This is a genomic window from Rhodoferax ferrireducens (assembly GCF_003347515.1).
GTDB lineage: Bacteria > Pseudomonadota > Gammaproteobacteria > Burkholderiales > Burkholderiaceae_C > Rhodoferax.
In genome coordinates this window covers 22,505-37,899 of record NZ_QEII01000314.1, presented here as the reverse complement: position 1 = coordinate 37,899, position 15,395 = coordinate 22,505, and the positions used below count along the sequence as shown (strand labels likewise).

Annotated in this window: 14 protein-coding genes and 1 pseudogene; 11 read left to right on the top strand and 4 right to left on the bottom strand. The window is 65.3% G+C overall.

The genetic code is table 11. The features are described 5' to 3' along the window. Both C5P05_RS26300 and C5P05_RS26295 read right to left on the bottom strand, forming a co-directional pair. A pseudogene (locus tag C5P05_RS26300) lies at positions 1-102 on the bottom strand (NERD domain-containing protein); the annotation flags it as partial. Positions 103-181: 79 nt separating this feature from the next. Continuing rightward, positions 182-454, bottom strand: a complete 273-nt coding sequence (locus C5P05_RS26295) for a hypothetical protein (protein ID WP_114972822.1) — start codon at positions 452-454, stop codon at positions 182-184. 85 nt (positions 455-539) lie between these two features. On the opposite strand from C5P05_RS26295, the gene C5P05_RS26290 reads away from it, so the two are divergent. Both C5P05_RS26290 and C5P05_RS26285 read left to right on the top strand, forming a co-directional pair. Further along, on the top strand, positions 540-1,460 hold the full coding sequence (locus C5P05_RS26290) for a LysR substrate-binding domain-containing protein (RefSeq protein ID WP_232834678.1): 921 nt from the start codon (positions 540-542) through the stop codon (positions 1,458-1,460). A gap of 121 nt (positions 1,461-1,581) precedes the next feature. After that, complete coding sequence (locus C5P05_RS26285; RefSeq protein WP_114972821.1) at positions 1,582-3,315, top strand: diguanylate cyclase; 1,734 nt, start codon at positions 1,582-1,584, stop codon at positions 3,313-3,315. A 14-nt stretch (positions 3,316-3,329) separates the two neighbouring features. Here C5P05_RS26285 and C5P05_RS26280 read toward each other — a convergent pair whose 3' ends face one another. Together C5P05_RS26280 and C5P05_RS26275 are read right to left on the bottom strand one after the other, a co-directional pair. Further along, on the bottom strand, positions 3,330-4,613 hold the full coding sequence (locus C5P05_RS26280) for a phospholipase D-like domain-containing protein (RefSeq protein ID WP_114972820.1): 1,284 nt from the start codon (positions 4,611-4,613) through the stop codon (positions 3,330-3,332). 28 nt (positions 4,614-4,641) lie between these two features. Beyond that, positions 4,642-5,508 carry a methylglyoxal synthase gene (locus C5P05_RS26275; RefSeq protein WP_114972819.1) on the bottom strand — a complete coding sequence of 289 codons (867 nt, stop codon included), beginning with the start codon at positions 5,506-5,508 and terminating at the stop codon, positions 4,642-4,644. Positions 5,509-5,715: 207 nt separating this feature from the next. On the opposite strand from C5P05_RS26275, the gene C5P05_RS26270 reads away from it, so the two are divergent. The 9 genes from C5P05_RS26270 to oiaK are packed head-to-tail and all read left to right on the top strand — an operon-like array spanning position 5,716 to position 15,382. After that, on the top strand, positions 5,716-6,546 hold the full coding sequence (locus tag C5P05_RS26270) for a phosphogluconate dehydrogenase C-terminal domain-containing protein (protein WP_114972818.1): 831 nt from the start codon (positions 5,716-5,718) through the stop codon (positions 6,544-6,546). Positions 6,547-6,604: 58 nt separating this feature from the next. Then, positions 6,605-7,582, top strand: coding sequence for a TRAP transporter substrate-binding protein (locus tag C5P05_RS26265; RefSeq protein WP_198674875.1), 978 nt, complete (start codon positions 6,605-6,607; stop codon positions 7,580-7,582). Next, on the top strand, positions 7,579-8,082 hold the full coding sequence (locus tag C5P05_RS26260) for a TRAP transporter small permease (RefSeq protein ID WP_114972817.1): 504 nt from the start codon (positions 7,579-7,581) through the stop codon (positions 8,080-8,082). Before C5P05_RS26265 ends, C5P05_RS26260 begins: the two co-directional genes overlap by 4 nt. Before the next feature lie 9 nt (positions 8,083-8,091). Further along, complete coding sequence (locus C5P05_RS26255) at positions 8,092-9,375, top strand: TRAP transporter large permease (protein ID WP_114972816.1); 1,284 nt, start codon at positions 8,092-8,094, stop codon at positions 9,373-9,375. Positions 9,376-9,429: 54 nt separating this feature from the next. Beyond that, positions 9,430-10,869 (top strand): aldehyde dehydrogenase family protein, encoded by a 1,440-nt coding sequence (locus tag C5P05_RS26250; RefSeq protein ID WP_114972960.1) that lies wholly within the window; start codon positions 9,430-9,432, stop codon positions 10,867-10,869. Between the two features lie 31 nt (positions 10,870-10,900). Then, positions 10,901-11,665 carry a glucose 1-dehydrogenase gene (locus C5P05_RS26245; RefSeq protein ID WP_114972959.1) on the top strand — a complete coding sequence of 255 codons (765 nt, stop codon included), beginning with the start codon at positions 10,901-10,903 and terminating at the stop codon, positions 11,663-11,665. Positions 11,666-11,674: 9 nt separating this feature from the next. Continuing rightward, on the top strand, positions 11,675-12,739 hold the full coding sequence (locus C5P05_RS26240; RefSeq protein ID WP_114972815.1) for a tartrate dehydrogenase: 1,065 nt from the start codon (positions 11,675-11,677) through the stop codon (positions 12,737-12,739). 10 nt (positions 12,740-12,749) lie between these two features. Then, entirely contained in the window at positions 12,750-13,991 is a 1,242-nt protein-coding gene (locus C5P05_RS26235) for a ribulose-bisphosphate carboxylase large subunit family protein (protein ID WP_114972814.1), read from the top strand. Beyond that, a complete protein-coding gene (oiaK, locus tag C5P05_RS26230; RefSeq protein ID WP_114972813.1) occupies positions 13,991-15,382 on the top strand; it encodes a 3-oxo-isoapionate kinase OiaK in 1,392 nt (463 codons plus the stop codon). The genes C5P05_RS26235 and oiaK overlap by 1 nt, the downstream gene beginning before the upstream one ends. Positions 15,383-15,395 lie beyond the last annotated feature (13 nt).

The following is a 15,395-nucleotide window of genomic DNA, read 5'->3' as shown; positions in this document are numbered from 1 at the left end:
ATAATCGTCGTCGAGTTTTTGCTCCAGCCGCTCAGCCAGCCGGCGCTCGCCTGCGGTCATGCGCGACACGCAGGCGCCAAGCGCCGGTATCAAGGTAGCCATTGTTCTTATCCCGTCCCTGAGATGGTTTGTGGCGCATTATGGACCCACCCTATTTCTTTGTAACCAATTGCTAAAAGTGTTACAGAGGCAAACGCGCCTTGGTTTGCTCGTAGCGATCCAGTTCGCGCCACAGGTCAAAACCGTCGCGTCCGTTGATGTCGCGAAGCATGTGGTCGTTCATCTCGCTCAATGACAGGCGCCGGGCTCTGATCCCGGGCCGGCCGAGGCGCAGGTTCCACAGCGCAAACAGGTAGCGCCCGCTGGTGCGCGCAGTGCGCCGCAGCAGCCGGGCCAGCCAGGGGCCTTGGGCCGGAGCCAAGGGCAATGTTGTGCAGGAGGTGGATGGGTTCATGCGGGGCTCCTTGTTGAGTGACAGGTAAGCATAGCTACCCAAACGCGCCAATAAAAGCAATCAATTCTGGCGAATTTGGTTAGATATACTGACCAGCATGAGCCGCATTCCGCTTCAAACCTTGCCCACCTTTCGTGCTGTAGCCCGGCTGTCCAATCTGCGCGCGGCGGCGGAGCAGTTGCATTTGACGCACAGCGCCATCAGCCAGCAGATGCGGGTGCTGGAGGAGCAGCTTGGGTTTGCCCTGTTTGACCGGCGTGGCCGCCGCGTGGTGCTGAATGCGGCCGGTGCGGCGCTGCTGAGCGCGGTGGAGCCGGCACTGGCGCAAATCGACGAGGGCGTGCGCGCGGCGGCGCTGGCGGCGAGTGGCACGGAGCAAAGCTTGCGCCTCACCGCCCTGCCGTCTTTTGCGCAGCACTGGCTGTTGCCGCGCATGGCGCGCTGGCGTGAGCAGCATCCGGGCATCGTGATCGACTTGCATACATCGCTCCAGGTGATTGACCTGCCGCGCGAGGGCTATCACGCGGCCTTGCGGCAGGGCAAAGGCCCGTGGCAGGGGCTGGCGGGCACCTGTCTGATCGACTCGCCACTGATCGTGGTGGCCTCCCCCACGGTGGCCCGGCGCCTGCTCGGCGGCGACCCGGCGGCCTTGATGCATGAGCCCTTGCTGGGCAATGCCCAGCGGTGGAACCACTGGTTCGCGCTGGCGGGCCAGCGTTGCCGCGTCAAGCCGGTGGCGGTGTTCAACGACATGGGCATGCTGCTGCAGGCGGCCGAGCAGGGTTTGGGGGTGGCGCTGGGCCGCCAGCTGCTGGCGGCGGATGCCTTGCGTGACGGGCGGCTGGTGCAGCTGTCGCCAATTGCGCTGGCGGACCCGGACCAGGGCGCGGACGCTTTCTGGTTGCTGCACCCACCCGAGCTCCAGGATTGGCCACCGCTGGTCGCCTTGCGCGACTGGCTGCAGCAGGAGTTGCTGAGTTCGGCCGCGCAGCTGAACCAGCGTTAGGCCCGGTGGGCGTGGCTGTGCGGGGCACCGCACAGAGAAACGGCCTGTAACAGTGCATAGTCAAAGCTGTTCTACTTGGCTTCAAGAGGTCGGCCATAGACCTCAAACCTGGGAATCGCCAATGTCGCTCGCACGCACCGATCCAACTAAACGCTACTGGAATTTGACCTCGGCCATTTGGGTGCTGCTGATCGCGGCCATGTTCGCCACCGCGGTGCTGACGCAGCGCAGCCTGTCCCGCCTGGCGGATTCGCGCGAGGTGAATACCCATTCTCTGGTCGTCAACAAGGCCTTGAATGACCTGATGAACCAGCTGCTGGACGCAGAAACCGGGCAGCGCGGTTTTCTGCTCAGTGGCCGCGCGCCCTATCTGCAGCCGTACTACACCGCGCTGACCCAAATGCGGGTGTCGCGTGCCGCACTCGGCGTGGCGCTGAGCCAGGACCCATCCGCCATCGCCCCGCTGGGCGCACTGGACAAGGCCATCGCGGCCAAGTTGCAGGACCTTGACCGTATCGTGAAGCTGAAGAGTGAAGGACGCTCCGATGAAGCGGTGGAGTTGATCCTGACAGACACGGACAACCAGACCATGAACGCGGTGCGCGCGGCGTGGCGTGGCTTGGGCACGGATCAGGCTCGCCGCACGAGCCAGTTGGAGGCCGAAATTGAGCAGGAAATCAGAAATTACTATTTGACATTGGGGGTGTCGATTTTGGTTAACCTGCTTTTGCTGGCCGGCTTGGTTCAGCGCTTTCGAAACGCGGCAGTCCAAAAGGACGCTGCCCAGCAGGAAATGGATCAGCGCAACGTCGAGTTGTCGCGACTGCTGGCAGCGGCGGCCACCCGCAACGAGCAAGTGCACGGTTTGTCCGAGCTGAGCCGCTTTTTGCAGTCTTGCGAGGACCTGGATGAAGCCGCGGGCTTGCTCAAGCAGCACCTGCCGCCTTTGATGCGGGCGGCAAGCGGTTCGCTCTATCTGGCGACGGCCGGGCAAGACCCCTTGCGCCAGGCCTTCACCTGGGGTGACAAATCATTCGTCGAATACTTCGAGCCCAACGAGTGTTGGGCGGCGCGGCTGAGGCAGCCGTTTCGGCAACCGTTTGAGACCGGTTCGGCCTCCTGCGCGCATCTGCAATCCGAGTACGCGAGTGCGCACAACAACAACAATATTCAATGCTTGCCGCTGATGGCCTACGGTGAATTGTTGGGCATCGTGGTGCTGGAGGCGGACGCGGCGAGCGACCCGCAAGAGAGTCAGGAAAACGAAGGCAGCCGGCGCTTTGCGCTGGAGCAGGTTGGCTTCTCCATCGGCAACCTGAAGCTGCGTGAATCATTGCGCCAGGCCGCTATACGCGACGTGTTGACGGGCCTGTATAACCGGCGGTTCTTCGATGAGTCATCGCAGCGCGCATTGATACGTGCCTTGCGCCAGCAGACCAAGGGCGACTACGCAGGTTTGGCGCTGATGATGATTGACATTGACCACTTCAAGCGCTTTAACGATACGCACGGGCATGAGGTCGGCGATCAGGTGCTGCGTGAGGTGGCGCAGGTGCTGCAAAGCCAGACGCGCGGCAGCGACGTGGCGGCGCGCTACGGTGGCGAGGAGTTCACCATCGTGCTGGCGGACATCACGGACCAGCTGGCGTTTGAGCGCGCGGAGCGGGTGCGCCAAAAAGTGGAGCAGCTGGTGCTGCATGCCTCGGGCAAGGAAGTGGTAACGGTCACGATTTCCATCGGCCTGTCACAGTTTCCGACGCACGGCACGACGGTGGAGGCCTTGCTGCTGGCGGCCGACCGGGCGCTTTATGAGGCCAAGAGCGCCGGCCGTAACCGGGTGGTGGTGGCGAGCTGAACGGTTGTTCCAGTTCAGAGAATTTCGTTGAACAGGTAAAACAGGTTGTCTTTGAACTTGTGCCACAGCCCGCGCTGGGTCCACGCCGCCAACTCGATCTCCTTGCAGTGCGGGGCGTACTTCTCGAAGACGGCATCGAGCTGCTGCGCGATCGCGGCGTCCTTGATGCCCAGCGTTATTTCGTCATTGGTGTCGAAGGACCGGTCGTCGAAATTGCTGGAGCCGATGGCGCTCCACACGCCATCGACCGTCATCACTTTCTGGTGCAGCAGCGTGTGCGGGTACTCGAACAGGCGCACGCCGCAGCGCAGCAGCTTTTCGAAGTTGCGGTGCCCGGCGTGCTGCACCATCGGGTTGTCCGAGCCACTGGTCGAGGGCATCAACACACGCACGTCAACGCCGCGTTTCACGGCCTCGCCGAACGCGTCAATCGCTTCGGGCTTGGGGATGAAATAGGGGTTCTGAATCCAAATGCGCTTGCGGGCCAGGCAGATGGCGGTGTGGTGAAGAATCTTCACGGCCGGGGCCGAGCCTTCCGGCTTGGCGTACGCCGCGTGGATCAATATGTCGCCGGCCGGTGCCAGCGTCGGGAACACGTCGTCGCCGACGAACAACTCTCCGGTTTGTCCGCCCCAGTTTTCGCTGAACGCGGCCTGCACATTGTTCACGATGGGGCCGTGCAAGTGCACGCTGAGGTCGGCGTAGTGTTGGTTGTCCTGGGCGTCGCCCAGCCAGGTGTCGACGATGCAATGGCCACCGACAAAGGCTTCGCGGCCGTCGATGACCACGAGCTTGCGGTGATCGCGGTCGTTCAGCACGCCGATATTGCGAAACTTCTTTTCATGGAAAAACGCGACCTTGCAGCCGGCTTCTTCCATCTGGCGCTGGGTGCCCTTGCCCATTCTCCGGGAACCCGTCGCATCGAGCAGAACACGCACCTTCAAGCCGGCGCGGGCGCGCTCCGACAGCGCGTTGGCCACGCGCTGGCCCAGCCGCCCTTCTTTCCACAAGAAGGTTTCGAAGTGCACTGACTTCTGTGCGGCGCCGATGCGCGCCAGCAGCACCTCAAAAAAAGCGCCGTTCTCAAGCAATTCGACGGAGTTGCCGGCAACGGCTGTGCCCAGTGTCAAGCCGGCCAGTGAAGGAATGAGATCTGCGATGGAGTCAGCACATTCGATGCGCAGCCTGGGGCTGCGATGACGCCTGATCGACCAGATGATGATCACCAGCAGGGCAACGACGGCGAAAAACATCCACGCCGGAACCGGAGACAGCCCGCCCAGGAAGGAATCGATCATCGTTGCGCTTCCTGCGACCGGAAAAACGCTAGACCGGACGCGACACGGCCTGCGCCCAGCGGGTGGCCATGGCCGGGGTATTGAAGCAGGTGGTGGCGTGGTGGGCGCTGCACACGGCGCGCTCCAGCAACTGGATGTCGGCCTCGTGCTGGCGGGCCACATGCGGGTCTTCAAAAAAGATGACTTTCTGGCACCGCTGGTCCAGCACCAGTTCAGCAATCTGCGCGTCGCCGCCCAGCGGGCCGCTCTGGTAGCAGGTGACCCATGGCTGGGATGCGGGCCAACCACGCGACCAGGCCATCTCGTTCAAGCGGCTGCCAGTGGTGCCGGTGGCCACGCGGCCGGCAAAGCGCGACAGGGTGTCGAAATGCTCGGCGGCAAAGGCCACCATCTTGTTTTTCAGCGCATCGTGAGCGATCAGGGCGAGCACCTGGGATTCGAGGTCAAACAGGGGCGCGGCCTCGGGCAGGCTCAGCGCGTTCAGCCCGGCGCTGCGCAGTTCCACCGCCACCCATTCAATCGCGCCCGCCAGCGTGGCCACAAACGGTTTGCCGTGAATCACGCACTGGCGTTTGAGCGCCTGGGCTTCGGGGTAAATCGAGGTCGGGTCGACCGGGTCGATCAGGAAAAACACGCCGTCCAGCGCATCCTGCGGCACCAGGCCGCCGGCCATGCGCGACACCAGGCGCATCAGCCCCCCGTCGCGGCCGTTGCCCACGGGCACGAGTTGACTCTCCAGCAATTTGTACTTCGACAGTGCGTCATGGGCGCCGCCGGTGGCGTGCAGGCCCCAGCCGAGAGCACGCAAGGCAGGCTCGCAAACGCGCGCCCAGTGCAGCAAGCTGCTGTCCGGGCCGAGCCGGTGCAATCGGTGTGCGACAAGTCCAAAGTTCATGGTGGTTTTCCGGTAGGCGCCAAGGGCGCGGCTTCGCAATTATCTTTATAAAGACGCCGCGCACGCGCTACTGGCCAGCCGGCCTCTAGCCATTCGGGTTTCCACCATGTTGACCTATTGACATACTCATCATACCATCAGACCACATCAGCACTTTCCTCGTGAAAGAGGTGTGCTTCCACTCACCACCAACTGGAGTCTGAAAAAATGAATACGACCATCGCCCTCTTCGGCGCCGGAGGAAAAATGGGCTGCCGGCTGGCCAAGAACCTGCAGGGTTCGGACTACCGGGTGCGCCATGTCGAGGTCGGCGCCACCGGCCGCCAGCGGCTCAAGGACGAGTTGGGCATTGATTGCGTGTCGGTCGAGGCCGCGCTGGACGGCGCCCAGGTCGTGATCCTCGCGGTGCCCGACACTTTGATCGGCAAAATAGCGGCCGAGATCTCGCCGCTGCTGCAGCCCGGCACGATGGTGATCACCTTGGACGCTGCCGCGCCCTTCGCCGGCCACCTGCCGAACCGGCCGGACCTGGTTTACTTCGTCGCCCATCCCTGCCATCCGCCGATCTTCAACGACGAAAGCACGCCCGAGGCGCGGCGCGACTTCTTCGGCGGCGCCCACGCCAAGCAGTCCATCGTCAGCGCGCTGATGCAAGGTACGGACGCCGATTTCGAACTCGGCGAGGCGGTGGCCAAGGTGATTTACCAGCCCATCCTGCGCTCCTATCGCCTCACGGTCGACCAGATGGCTTTGCTGGAGCCGGGCCTGTCCGAAACCGTCTGCGCCACCCTGCTGGACGTGATGCGCGAAGCGATGGACGAGGTGGTGGCGCGCGGTGTGCCCAAGGACGCGGCGCGCGACTTTCTGCTCGGCCACATGACGATTCTGGCGGCCGTCATATTCAAGGAAATTCCGGGCCAGTTCTCCGATGCCTGCAACAAGGCCATCACTTTCGGCAAGCCGCGCCTGATGCGCGACGACTGGAAAAAAGTGTTCGACCGCGACGAGATCGCCGACAGCATCCGCCGCATCACCTGAGTTTTCGCGTTCCCGGCCCCCCCTTGGTTCCAGCATGCCTTTTCATTAGGAGACAAACATGACCTCACGTTCCACCTTTCGCCTCGCTACCCTGGCCACCTTGATGGCTCTTGCCGGCAGCGCCGGCGCCCAGACCATCCTGAAGATCGGCTACACGCCGCCCAAGGACTCGCATTACGGCGTCGGCGCGACGACCTTCTGCGACGAGATCGAGAAGGGCACGCAGGACCGCTACAAATGCCAGCACTATCCCAACTCGGCACTCGGCGGCGAGCGCGAGATGATTGAATCGGTGCAGCTCGGCACGCAGGACCTGGTCAACACCTCAACCGGTCCGCTGGGCAACTTTGTGGCGGAAACGCGGGTGGTGGACATTCCCTTTCTGTTTCGCGACTACGACCACGCCCGCAAGGTAATGGATGGCCCGATCGGGCAGGAGCTGCTGAAGAAGATGCAGGCCAAGGGCCTGATGGGCCTGGCCTGGACCGAGAACGGCTTTCGCCACATGACCAACAACAAGCGCGCCATCCTGCAGGCCAGCGACGCCTCGGGCTTGAAGATTCGCACCATGGAAAACAAGGTGCACATGGACGGCTACCGCACCTTCGGTCTGCTGCCCACGCCTATGGCCTTTCCGGAACTGTTCACGGCACTGCAACAGGGCACGGTGGACGGCCAGGAGAACCCGATTCCGGTGATTCTTTCGTCCAAGTTTTCGCAGGTGCAAAAATACCTGTCGCTGACCGGCCATGTCTACTCACCGGCGGTGCTGATCTTGTCGCCCACGGTCTGGGGCAAGCTGTCGGAGGCGGACCGCAAGGTCTTCCTCGCGGCCGCGCAGAAAGCCGCCGTGGCGCAGCGCAAGCGCGTGAACGACGACGAGGCCAATGGCATCGCCCAACTGAAGAAGGACGGCATGCAGGTGGTTGAAAAGGTGGACGGCGAGAGCTTCCGCAAGGCGGTGATACCGGCCTACGCCAACTTCGCCAAGGAGTTCGGCGCCGAGCGCATCGCCGCGATTCAGGCGGTGAAATGAACGCCAGCCTGCGGACCGGCGTGCTCGCGCTCGACCGGCGCACCACCAGCGTCGCCTTGAACCTCGCCTGTCTGCTGCTGGCGGTGATTTGCTGCCTCGGGCTGTGGCAGGTGGTGGCGCGCTTTGTGCTCTCGCAACCCTCGACCTGGACCGAGGAGGCGATGCGGCGCTTGTTGATCTGGTGCGTGATGCTGGGCGTGGTGGTGGCGTTTCGCCGGGGCGCGCTGGTGTCGGTGGACCTGATGCTGCGCGTGTCGCGCGGCTGGTGGCGCCAGGCGGTGCGCGCGCTGATCACGCTGGTGTCGCTGGCCTTTTTGCTGGCGCTGATGTGGTTCGGCATCGAGCTGGTGTGGCGGGTGCGCTTCCAGACCTTTGCCAGCATGGAGCTGTCGATGGCCTGGGCCTACGCCGCGCTGCCGGTCGGGGCGGCCCTGGCGGTGTTGGCGGTGCTCGCCCAGCACATCGACCCAATGAACGAAGAACTTGAAAACGCCCAGTAGGAAGCTGCCATGCCCGTCACACTCTTGATCTCCATGGTGCTCGCGTTCGCGCTGAGCGTCTCCATTGCCGTGGCCATCGGCGGCTCGGCCATGCTGGGCCTGGCGCTGTTCGACGCCGACAAGCTGGTGCTCGCGCCCAAGGAAATGTTCACAGCGATCGACAAGTTTCCGCTCGCGGCGGTGCCCTTCTTCATCCTGGCCGGCAACCTGATGGAAACCGGCGGCATCTCGCGCCGGCTGGTGGAGTTCGCCAAGTCGCTGGTCGGCGGCGTGCAGGGCGGGCTGCCGATGACCTGCGTGCTGACCTGCATGATTTTTGCCGCCGTGTCGGGCTCCTCGGTGGCCACGACCTTCGCCATCGGCGCCATCCTGATCCCGGCGCTGATCAAGCACGGTTACCCCACCGCCTACGCGGCGGCGCTGCAGGCGACCTCGGCCGAACTCGGCGTGATCATTCCGCCGTCGATCCCGATGATTCTGTACGGCGTCTCGGCCGAAGTGTCCATCGGCGAACTGTTCATTGCCGGTTTCGGGCCGGGCCTGTTGATCGGTGCCGCGCTGATGCTGTTTGTGCACCTGTACTGCCGCTACAAGGGCTGGGGCAAGCGCGATGGCGACGGCCGGTTGCCGGTGCGCGTCGCCACGCTCAAGGCTGGCTGGGCACTGTTGATGCCGGTGATCATTCTGGGTGGCATCTACGGCGGTATCTTCACGCCCACCGAGGCCTCGGTGGTGGCGGTGTTTTATGCGCTGACGGTGGGGCTGCTCATTCACCGCGAGCTGGAGCTCAAGGACCTGGTGGTGGTCTTTCGCAAATCGGTGATCTCCAGCGCGATCATCATGTTCATCATCGCCAACGCGGGGCTGTTCGCCTTCCTGATCACGCGCGCCGGTGTGCCGGAGGCGCTGGGCGCCTGGCTGACCGAAGTGCTGAAGTCGCCGATGTGGTTTTTGCTGGGCGTCAACGCGGCGCTGTTCGTCATCGGCATGTTCATCGAGACCTCTGCCGCCATCATCGTGCTGGCGCCAATCCTGGTGCCGGTCGCGCGCCACTTCGGCGTGGACCCGGTGCACTTCGGCACCATCATGGTGGTGAACCTGGCGCTGGGCATGATCACGCCGCCGTTCGGCGTGAACCTGTTTGCGGCCTGCACGGTGGCCCGGATTTCGCTGGACCAGATCGTGCGCCACCTGCTGCCTTTCGTGCTGGTGATCATCGCCTGCCTGATGCTCGTCACCTACGTGCCCGACATCAGCCTGGCGCTGCGCGACCTGGTTTATCCGCCGAAGTGATGCCGCGGCCACTCACCTCTTTTTTCTGATTTTGGGAGCCATGCCATGACACCAATCGAAGCCCAACGCAACTTCATCGCCGGCGAGCATTGCGCCGCCCTCTCGGGGCGCACGCTGGACGTGCTCGACCCGTCCAACGGCGAGGTCTTCACCACCCTGCCGCGCAGCGAGACGCGCGACGTGGACGCCGCCGTGGCAGCGGCACGGGCTGCCTACCGCGGCGCCTGGGGCCGCACCACGGCCACCGAGCGTGGCCGCATCATGATGCGGCTCTCCCACCTGATCCTGCGGCAGCACGCCGCGCTGGCCGAACTGGAGTGCCGCGACACCGGCAAGCCGATCCAGCAGGCGCAAGCCGACATCACGGCCTGCGCGCGCTACTTCGAGTACTACGCCGGCGCGGCCGACAAGCTGCACGGCGAGACCATTCCCTATGCGCAGGGCTCGACCGTGCTGGCGGTGCGCGTGCCGCACGGCGTCACCGGCCACATCATTCCGTGGAACTACCCGGCGCAAATCTTCGGCCGCTCGGTCGGTGGCGCGCTGGCCGCCGGCAATGCCTGCGTCGTGAAACCGGCCGAAGACGCCTGCCTGACGCCGCTACGCATCGCCGCGCTGGCGCTGGAGGCCGGCCTGCCTGCGGGTGCGCTGAATATCGTCTGCGGCCTCGGCATGGAGGCCGGCGCGGCGCTGGCCGGACACACCGGCATCAACCATATTTCCTTCACCGGCTCGCCGCAGACCGGCACCGCCGTGGCGCAGGCCGCTGCGGTCAACCATGTGCCGGTGACGCTGGAGCTGGGCGGCAAGTCGCCGCAAATCCTGTTCGCCGATGCCGATCTGGACCTGGCGCTGCCGGTGGTGGTAAACGCCATCGTGCAGAACGCCGGCCAGACCTGTGCCGCCGGCAGCCGGGTACTGATCGATCGTGCCATTTATGCCCAAGTCATGGCGCTGCTGAAGGACCGCTTCGAGGCCTTGACGACCGGCCCGGGCCTGCAAGGCCCCGACTGTGGCCCGCTGATCAACCGCAAGCAGTTTGAACGCGTGCAGGCCATGGTGGACGCGGCCTGCGGCGACGGCGTGCAAGTGGCGGCACGGGCCCGCCTGGTGACGGGCGCGCCAAAAGGTGGTTTTTTCTTCGAACCGATGCTGCTCGGTGCCGTGCCCCCGACGCACACGATTGCGCAAGCCGAGGTCTTCGGCCCGGTACTGGCGGCGATGAGTTTTGACGGCGAGGAGGAAGCCATTGAGATCGCGAACGGCACGCCCTTTGGCCTGACGGCAGCGGTGTGGACGCGCGACGGCGCACGCCAGTTGCGCGTGGCACACCGCATCGAGGCCGGCCAGGTGTTCATCAACAACTACGGCGCTGGCGGCGGCATCGAGCTGCCCTTTGGCGGCATGAAACATTCGGGCTACGGCCGCGAAAAAGCCTTCGAGGGCTTGCGCGGCTTCACCACGGTCAAGACCATCGCCATCCAGCATGGCTGATCTTTTCAACTCAACAACCCAGGAGAAGCGCGTGAAAAAACTGCAAGACCAGGTGGCCATCGTCACCGGCGCCGGCGGCGGATTTGGTGAAGGCATCGCCAAACATTTTGCTGAACTCGGGGCCCAAGTGGTGGTGGCCGATCTGCGTGACGAGGCGGCACAACAGGTCGCCGCTGCCATCGAGGCGACCGGCGGCCAGGCCATCGCGGTGCATGTGGACGTGACCCAGGACGCCTCGGTGCAGGCGATGGTGGCGGCGACGCTGGCGCGTTTCGGCCGTCTGGACATCCTCGTCAACAACGCCGGCACCACGCACAAAAACCAGCCGATGCTGGAGACCGACGAGAAGACCTTCGACCGCGTCTACGCCACCAACGTGAAAAGCATTTACCTCGGCGCGCGCCATGCGGTGCCGGTGTTTCGCCAACAGGGCCGCGGCGGCGTCATCATCAACATCGCCTCCACCGCCGGCTTGCGCCCGCGACCGGGCCTGAGCTGGTATGCGGGCACCAAGGGTGCGGCCATCACGCTGACCAAGGCCATGGCGATCGAACTCGCGCCGGACAAGATCCGCGTCGTGGCGATCAACCCGGTGATGGGCGAGACCGGCTTGCTGGCCGACTTTCTGCCCGGCGAGGACAGCGCGGAAGTGCGGCAAAAAATCATCGCTACCATCCCGCTCGGGCGCCTGAGCAAGCCGCTGGACATTGCCAAGGCCGCGGCCTTTCTCGCCAGCGGGGAAGCCGACTTCATCACCGGTGTCGCGCTTGAAGTCGACGGTGGCCGCTGCATCTGAACTGGCAGCATGACGACTTACCGCATTGGCGTGATTCCCGGCGATGGCATCGGCCGCGAGGTCGTGCCCGAGGGCCTGCGTGTGCTGGAGGCGGTGGCGGCGCGCTTCGGCTTTGACATCTCGGCCCGGCATTTCGACTGGAGTTGCGAAACCTACAAAGCCACCGGCCGCATGATGCCGGACGATGGCCTGGAGCGCCTGCGTGACTTTGATGCGCTGTACCTCGGCGCGGTCGGATTTCCCGGCGTGCCGGACCACGTCTCGGCCTGGGGGTTGTTGATCCCGATCCGCCGCGCCTTCGAGCAGTACGTGAACCTGCGCCCGGTGCGCCTGATGCCCGGCGTGACGCCGGCCGTGCGCGAGCGTGCAGAACCCATCGATTTCTGGGTGGTGCGCGAAAACAGCGAGGGCGAGTACTCGCAGATTGGTGGTCGGCAAAACGCCGGCACCGAACACGAGATCGTGGTGCAGCAGTCGATCTTCACGCGCCGCGCGACCGACCGCATCATGCGTTACGCCTTTGAGCTGGCACGGCGCAGCGGCAAGCTGCATGTGACCTCGGCCACCAAGTCGAACGGCCTGTTCCATTCGATGCCGTTCTGGGACGAGCGCTTTGCCGCGATCCGCGCCGAGTACCCGGACGTGCGCGCCGACCAGGACCACATCGACATCCTGACGGCGCGCTTTGTGATGACGCCGGAGCGCTTTGGCGTGGTGGTCGCCAGCAACCTGTTTGGCGACATCCTGTCCGACCTCGGCCCCGGGGTCACCGGCACGATCGGCATCGCGCCCTCGGGCAATATCAACCCGGAGCGGACCTACCCCTCGCTGTTCGAGCCGGTGCATGGCTCGGCGCCCGATATTGCCGGTCGCGGCATCGCCAACCCCATCGGCCAGATCTGGTCGGCGGCGATGATGCTGGAACACCTGGGCCAGGTCGAAGCCGGTCAGATGATTGTCAAAACGATTGAAAAAGTGCTGGGCAGCGCAGACACGCCACGCACGCCGGACCTGGGTGGCCGGGCCACGACACGCGAACTCGGCGACGCCATCGTGCAGGCACTGCCGAACTGAAAGACTAACCATGAGTGAACGCATTTACGCCAACTATTGGCTGGAAACCGGTGACGATCCGCGCCGCGCCGCCGAGGCCATCGCCGGCGAGCAGTCCAGCGGCACCTTCCTCGCGCTGCCGAACGAGACCCCGGCGCTGAAGGCGCGCTCCGGCGCGCGCGTCGAGCGCCTGGAGGTGCTGGAGCAGGTCGGCCAGCCCAGCCTGCCGGGCGGCATGGCCAGCAGCGTCTACACGCGCTGCAAGCTGGAACTGTCGTGGCCGATCGAAAACCTCGGGCCTTCGCTGCCGAACCTGATGGCGACCATCGCCGGCAACCTGTTCGAGCTGCGCCAGGTGTCGGGCCTGCGCCTGCTGGACCTGACGCTGCCGCCGTCGTTTGCCGCCGCCTACCCCGGCCCTGCCTTTGGCGTGGCGGGTACGCGCCGGCTCGCCGGTGTAGCGCAGGGGCCGCTGATCGGCACCATCATCAAGCCCAGCGTTGGGTTGAACCCCGAGGAGACGGCGGAGCAGGTGCGCCAACTGGTGGAGGGTGGCATTGACTTCATCAAGGACGATGAGTTGCAGGCCGATGGCCCGCACTGCCCGTTCGACCAACGCGTGCGCGCCGTGATGCACGTCGTCAACGACGCCGCACAGCGCCATGGGCGCAAAGTGATGGTGGCCTTCAACCTGACTGGCGACCTGGACCAGATGCGCCGGCGCCACGACCTGGTGCAGTCGCTGGGCGGCACCTGCGTCATGGCGAGCCTGAACGCGATTGGCCTGGTCGGCCTGATGGAATTGCGCCGCCACGCCAGCCTGCCCATTCATGCCCACCGCTGTGGCTGGGGCGCCCTGAGCCGCAGCCCCGCGCTCGGTTGGGACTTCGCGCCATGGCAACAAATTTGGCGCCTGGCTGGCGCCGACCATTTGCATGTGAACGGCTTGCGCAACAAGTTCAGCGAATCCGACGAGAGCGTGATTGCCGCCGCGCGTGCGGTGCAGAAGCCGCTGTTCGCGCACGCCCCCATGCAGGCCATGCCAGTGTTCAGCTCCGGCCAGACCGGGCTGCAGGCACCCGGCACCTATGCGGCGCTGGGCAACGCAGACCTGATTCACGCGGCGGGCGGCGGTATCTTCGGCCACCCGGGTGGCATCGCCGCCGGCGTCAGCGCGTTTCGCCAGGCGTGGGATGCGGCGATGGCGGGTACGCCTTTGACGGAACAGGCGCGCACGCATCCCGAGTTGCGCGCGGCGCTTGAGTTTTGGTGATGAACGCGCCGGAATCCTCGACCACCGAGGCCTGGCCCGACGGCCTGCTGCTCGCCTACTACGGCGATGATTTCACCGGCTCGACCGACGTCATGGAAGCTTTTACCGCCGCCGGCGTGCCGACCGTGCTGTTCCTGCGTCCGCCAACGCCCGCTTGGCTGAAGCGATTTCCCGACGTGCGTTGCGTCGGTCTGGCCGGCCAGTCGCGTGGCCGCAGTCCGGACTGGATGGCGCGCGAGCTGCCGCCGGCCTTCGCCAGCCTGGCCGCACTCGGGGCGCCGATTCTGCAATACAAGGTCTGCTCGACCTTCGACTCCTCGCCCGAGCTCGGCTCGATCGGCCGCGCCATCGACCTCGGCGTGCCGCTGATGCCGGGCAACTGGTCGCCGATGGTGGTCGGTGCGCCGCGCCTGAAGCGCTACCAGACCTTCGGCCATTTGTTCGCGGCGGTTGACGGTGTCGGCTACCGCCTGGACCGGCATCCCACCATGTCGCGCCATCCGGTCACGCCCATGGCCGAGGCCGACCTGCGTGTGCATCTGGCAGCGCAGACGCAGCGGCGCAGCGAATTGATCGACCTGGTGCAGCTGCGTGCGGATGGCGCTGCCGAGCGCGTGCAGGCGCTCGCCGGGGCCGATGCGCCGGTGGTGCTCATTGATGTGCTCGACGAAGAAACGTTGGCCGCCGCTGGCCGGCTGGTGTGGACGCAGCGTGGCCAGGGCCTGTTCACAGCCTCATCGTCGGGCCTGCAATACGCGCTGGCGGCGCACTGGCGCAGCCAGGGCCTGTTGCCGGCCCAGCCCTCGCTGCCGACGGCGCCTGCCGTCCCGACCATCGCCGTGGTTAGCGGCAGTTGCTCGCCGGTGTCGGCGGCGCAAATCGCCTGGGCGCGAGAACACGGCTTTCACGCCGAGCGCCTGAACCTGCCGCGCCTGCTCGATGCGCGCGAGGGTGAGACCGAGATCGAACGCGCCGTCGCTGCCGCCGTGCAGGCGATCCAGCAAGGCATCAGCCCCTTGGTGTATTCGGCCGCCGGCCCGGACGACGCCGCCGTGCTGCAATTCGACGCCACGGCCGCGCAAGCCGGGCTGGCCCGCGGTGAGGCGGCGCAGCGTGTGGCTTGCGGCTTGGCTGAAGTGATGCGGCGCTTGTTGGCGCGTGCGCCCTTGACGCGCGTGGTGGTCGCCGGCGGCGACAGCTCGGGCGAAGTGGCCAGCGCGCTCGACATCACCGCGCTCAGTGTGGTGGCCGGCCTGGCGCCGGGCGCGCCGCTGTGCCGAGCCTGGTCGGAGCGGCGCGAACGCGACGGCCTGGAGATTGTGCTCAAGGGCGGGCAGATGGGCACGCACTCGTTTTTCGGCGCCGTGCGGGCCGGCCGCCTGCTTGACTAAGGGATAATAAAAA

What these genes read in the sequence shown, in the direction of transcription:
- C5P05_RS26295 (WP_114972822.1), bottom strand. Translation starts at nt 454, where the DNA reads ATGAACCCATCCACCTCCTGCACAACATTGCCCTTGGCTCCGGCCCAA.
- C5P05_RS26285 (WP_114972821.1), top strand. Translation starts at nt 1,582, where the DNA reads ATGTCGCTCGCACGCACCGATCCAACTAAACGCTACTGGAATTTGACC.
- C5P05_RS26280 (WP_114972820.1), bottom strand. Translation starts at nt 4,613, where the DNA reads ATGATCGATTCCTTCCTGGGCGGGCTGTCTCCGGTTCCGGCGTGGATG.
- C5P05_RS26275 (WP_114972819.1), bottom strand. Translation starts at nt 5,508, where the DNA reads ATGAACTTTGGACTTGTCGCACACCGATTGCACCGGCTCGGCCCGGAC.
- C5P05_RS26270 (WP_114972818.1), top strand. Translation starts at nt 5,716, where the DNA reads ATGAATACGACCATCGCCCTCTTCGGCGCCGGAGGAAAAATGGGCTGC.
- C5P05_RS26265 (WP_198674875.1), top strand. Translation starts at nt 6,605, where the DNA reads ATGACCTCACGTTCCACCTTTCGCCTCGCTACCCTGGCCACCTTGATG.
- C5P05_RS26260 (WP_114972817.1), top strand. Translation starts at nt 7,579, where the DNA reads ATGAACGCCAGCCTGCGGACCGGCGTGCTCGCGCTCGACCGGCGCACC.
- C5P05_RS26255 (WP_114972816.1), top strand. Translation starts at nt 8,092, where the DNA reads ATGCCCGTCACACTCTTGATCTCCATGGTGCTCGCGTTCGCGCTGAGC.
- C5P05_RS26240 (WP_114972815.1), top strand. Translation starts at nt 11,675, where the DNA reads ATGACGACTTACCGCATTGGCGTGATTCCCGGCGATGGCATCGGCCGC.
- C5P05_RS26235 (WP_114972814.1), top strand. Translation starts at nt 12,750, where the DNA reads ATGAGTGAACGCATTTACGCCAACTATTGGCTGGAAACCGGTGACGAT.
- oiaK (WP_114972813.1), top strand. Translation starts at nt 13,991, where the DNA reads ATGAACGCGCCGGAATCCTCGACCACCGAGGCCTGGCCCGACGGCCTG.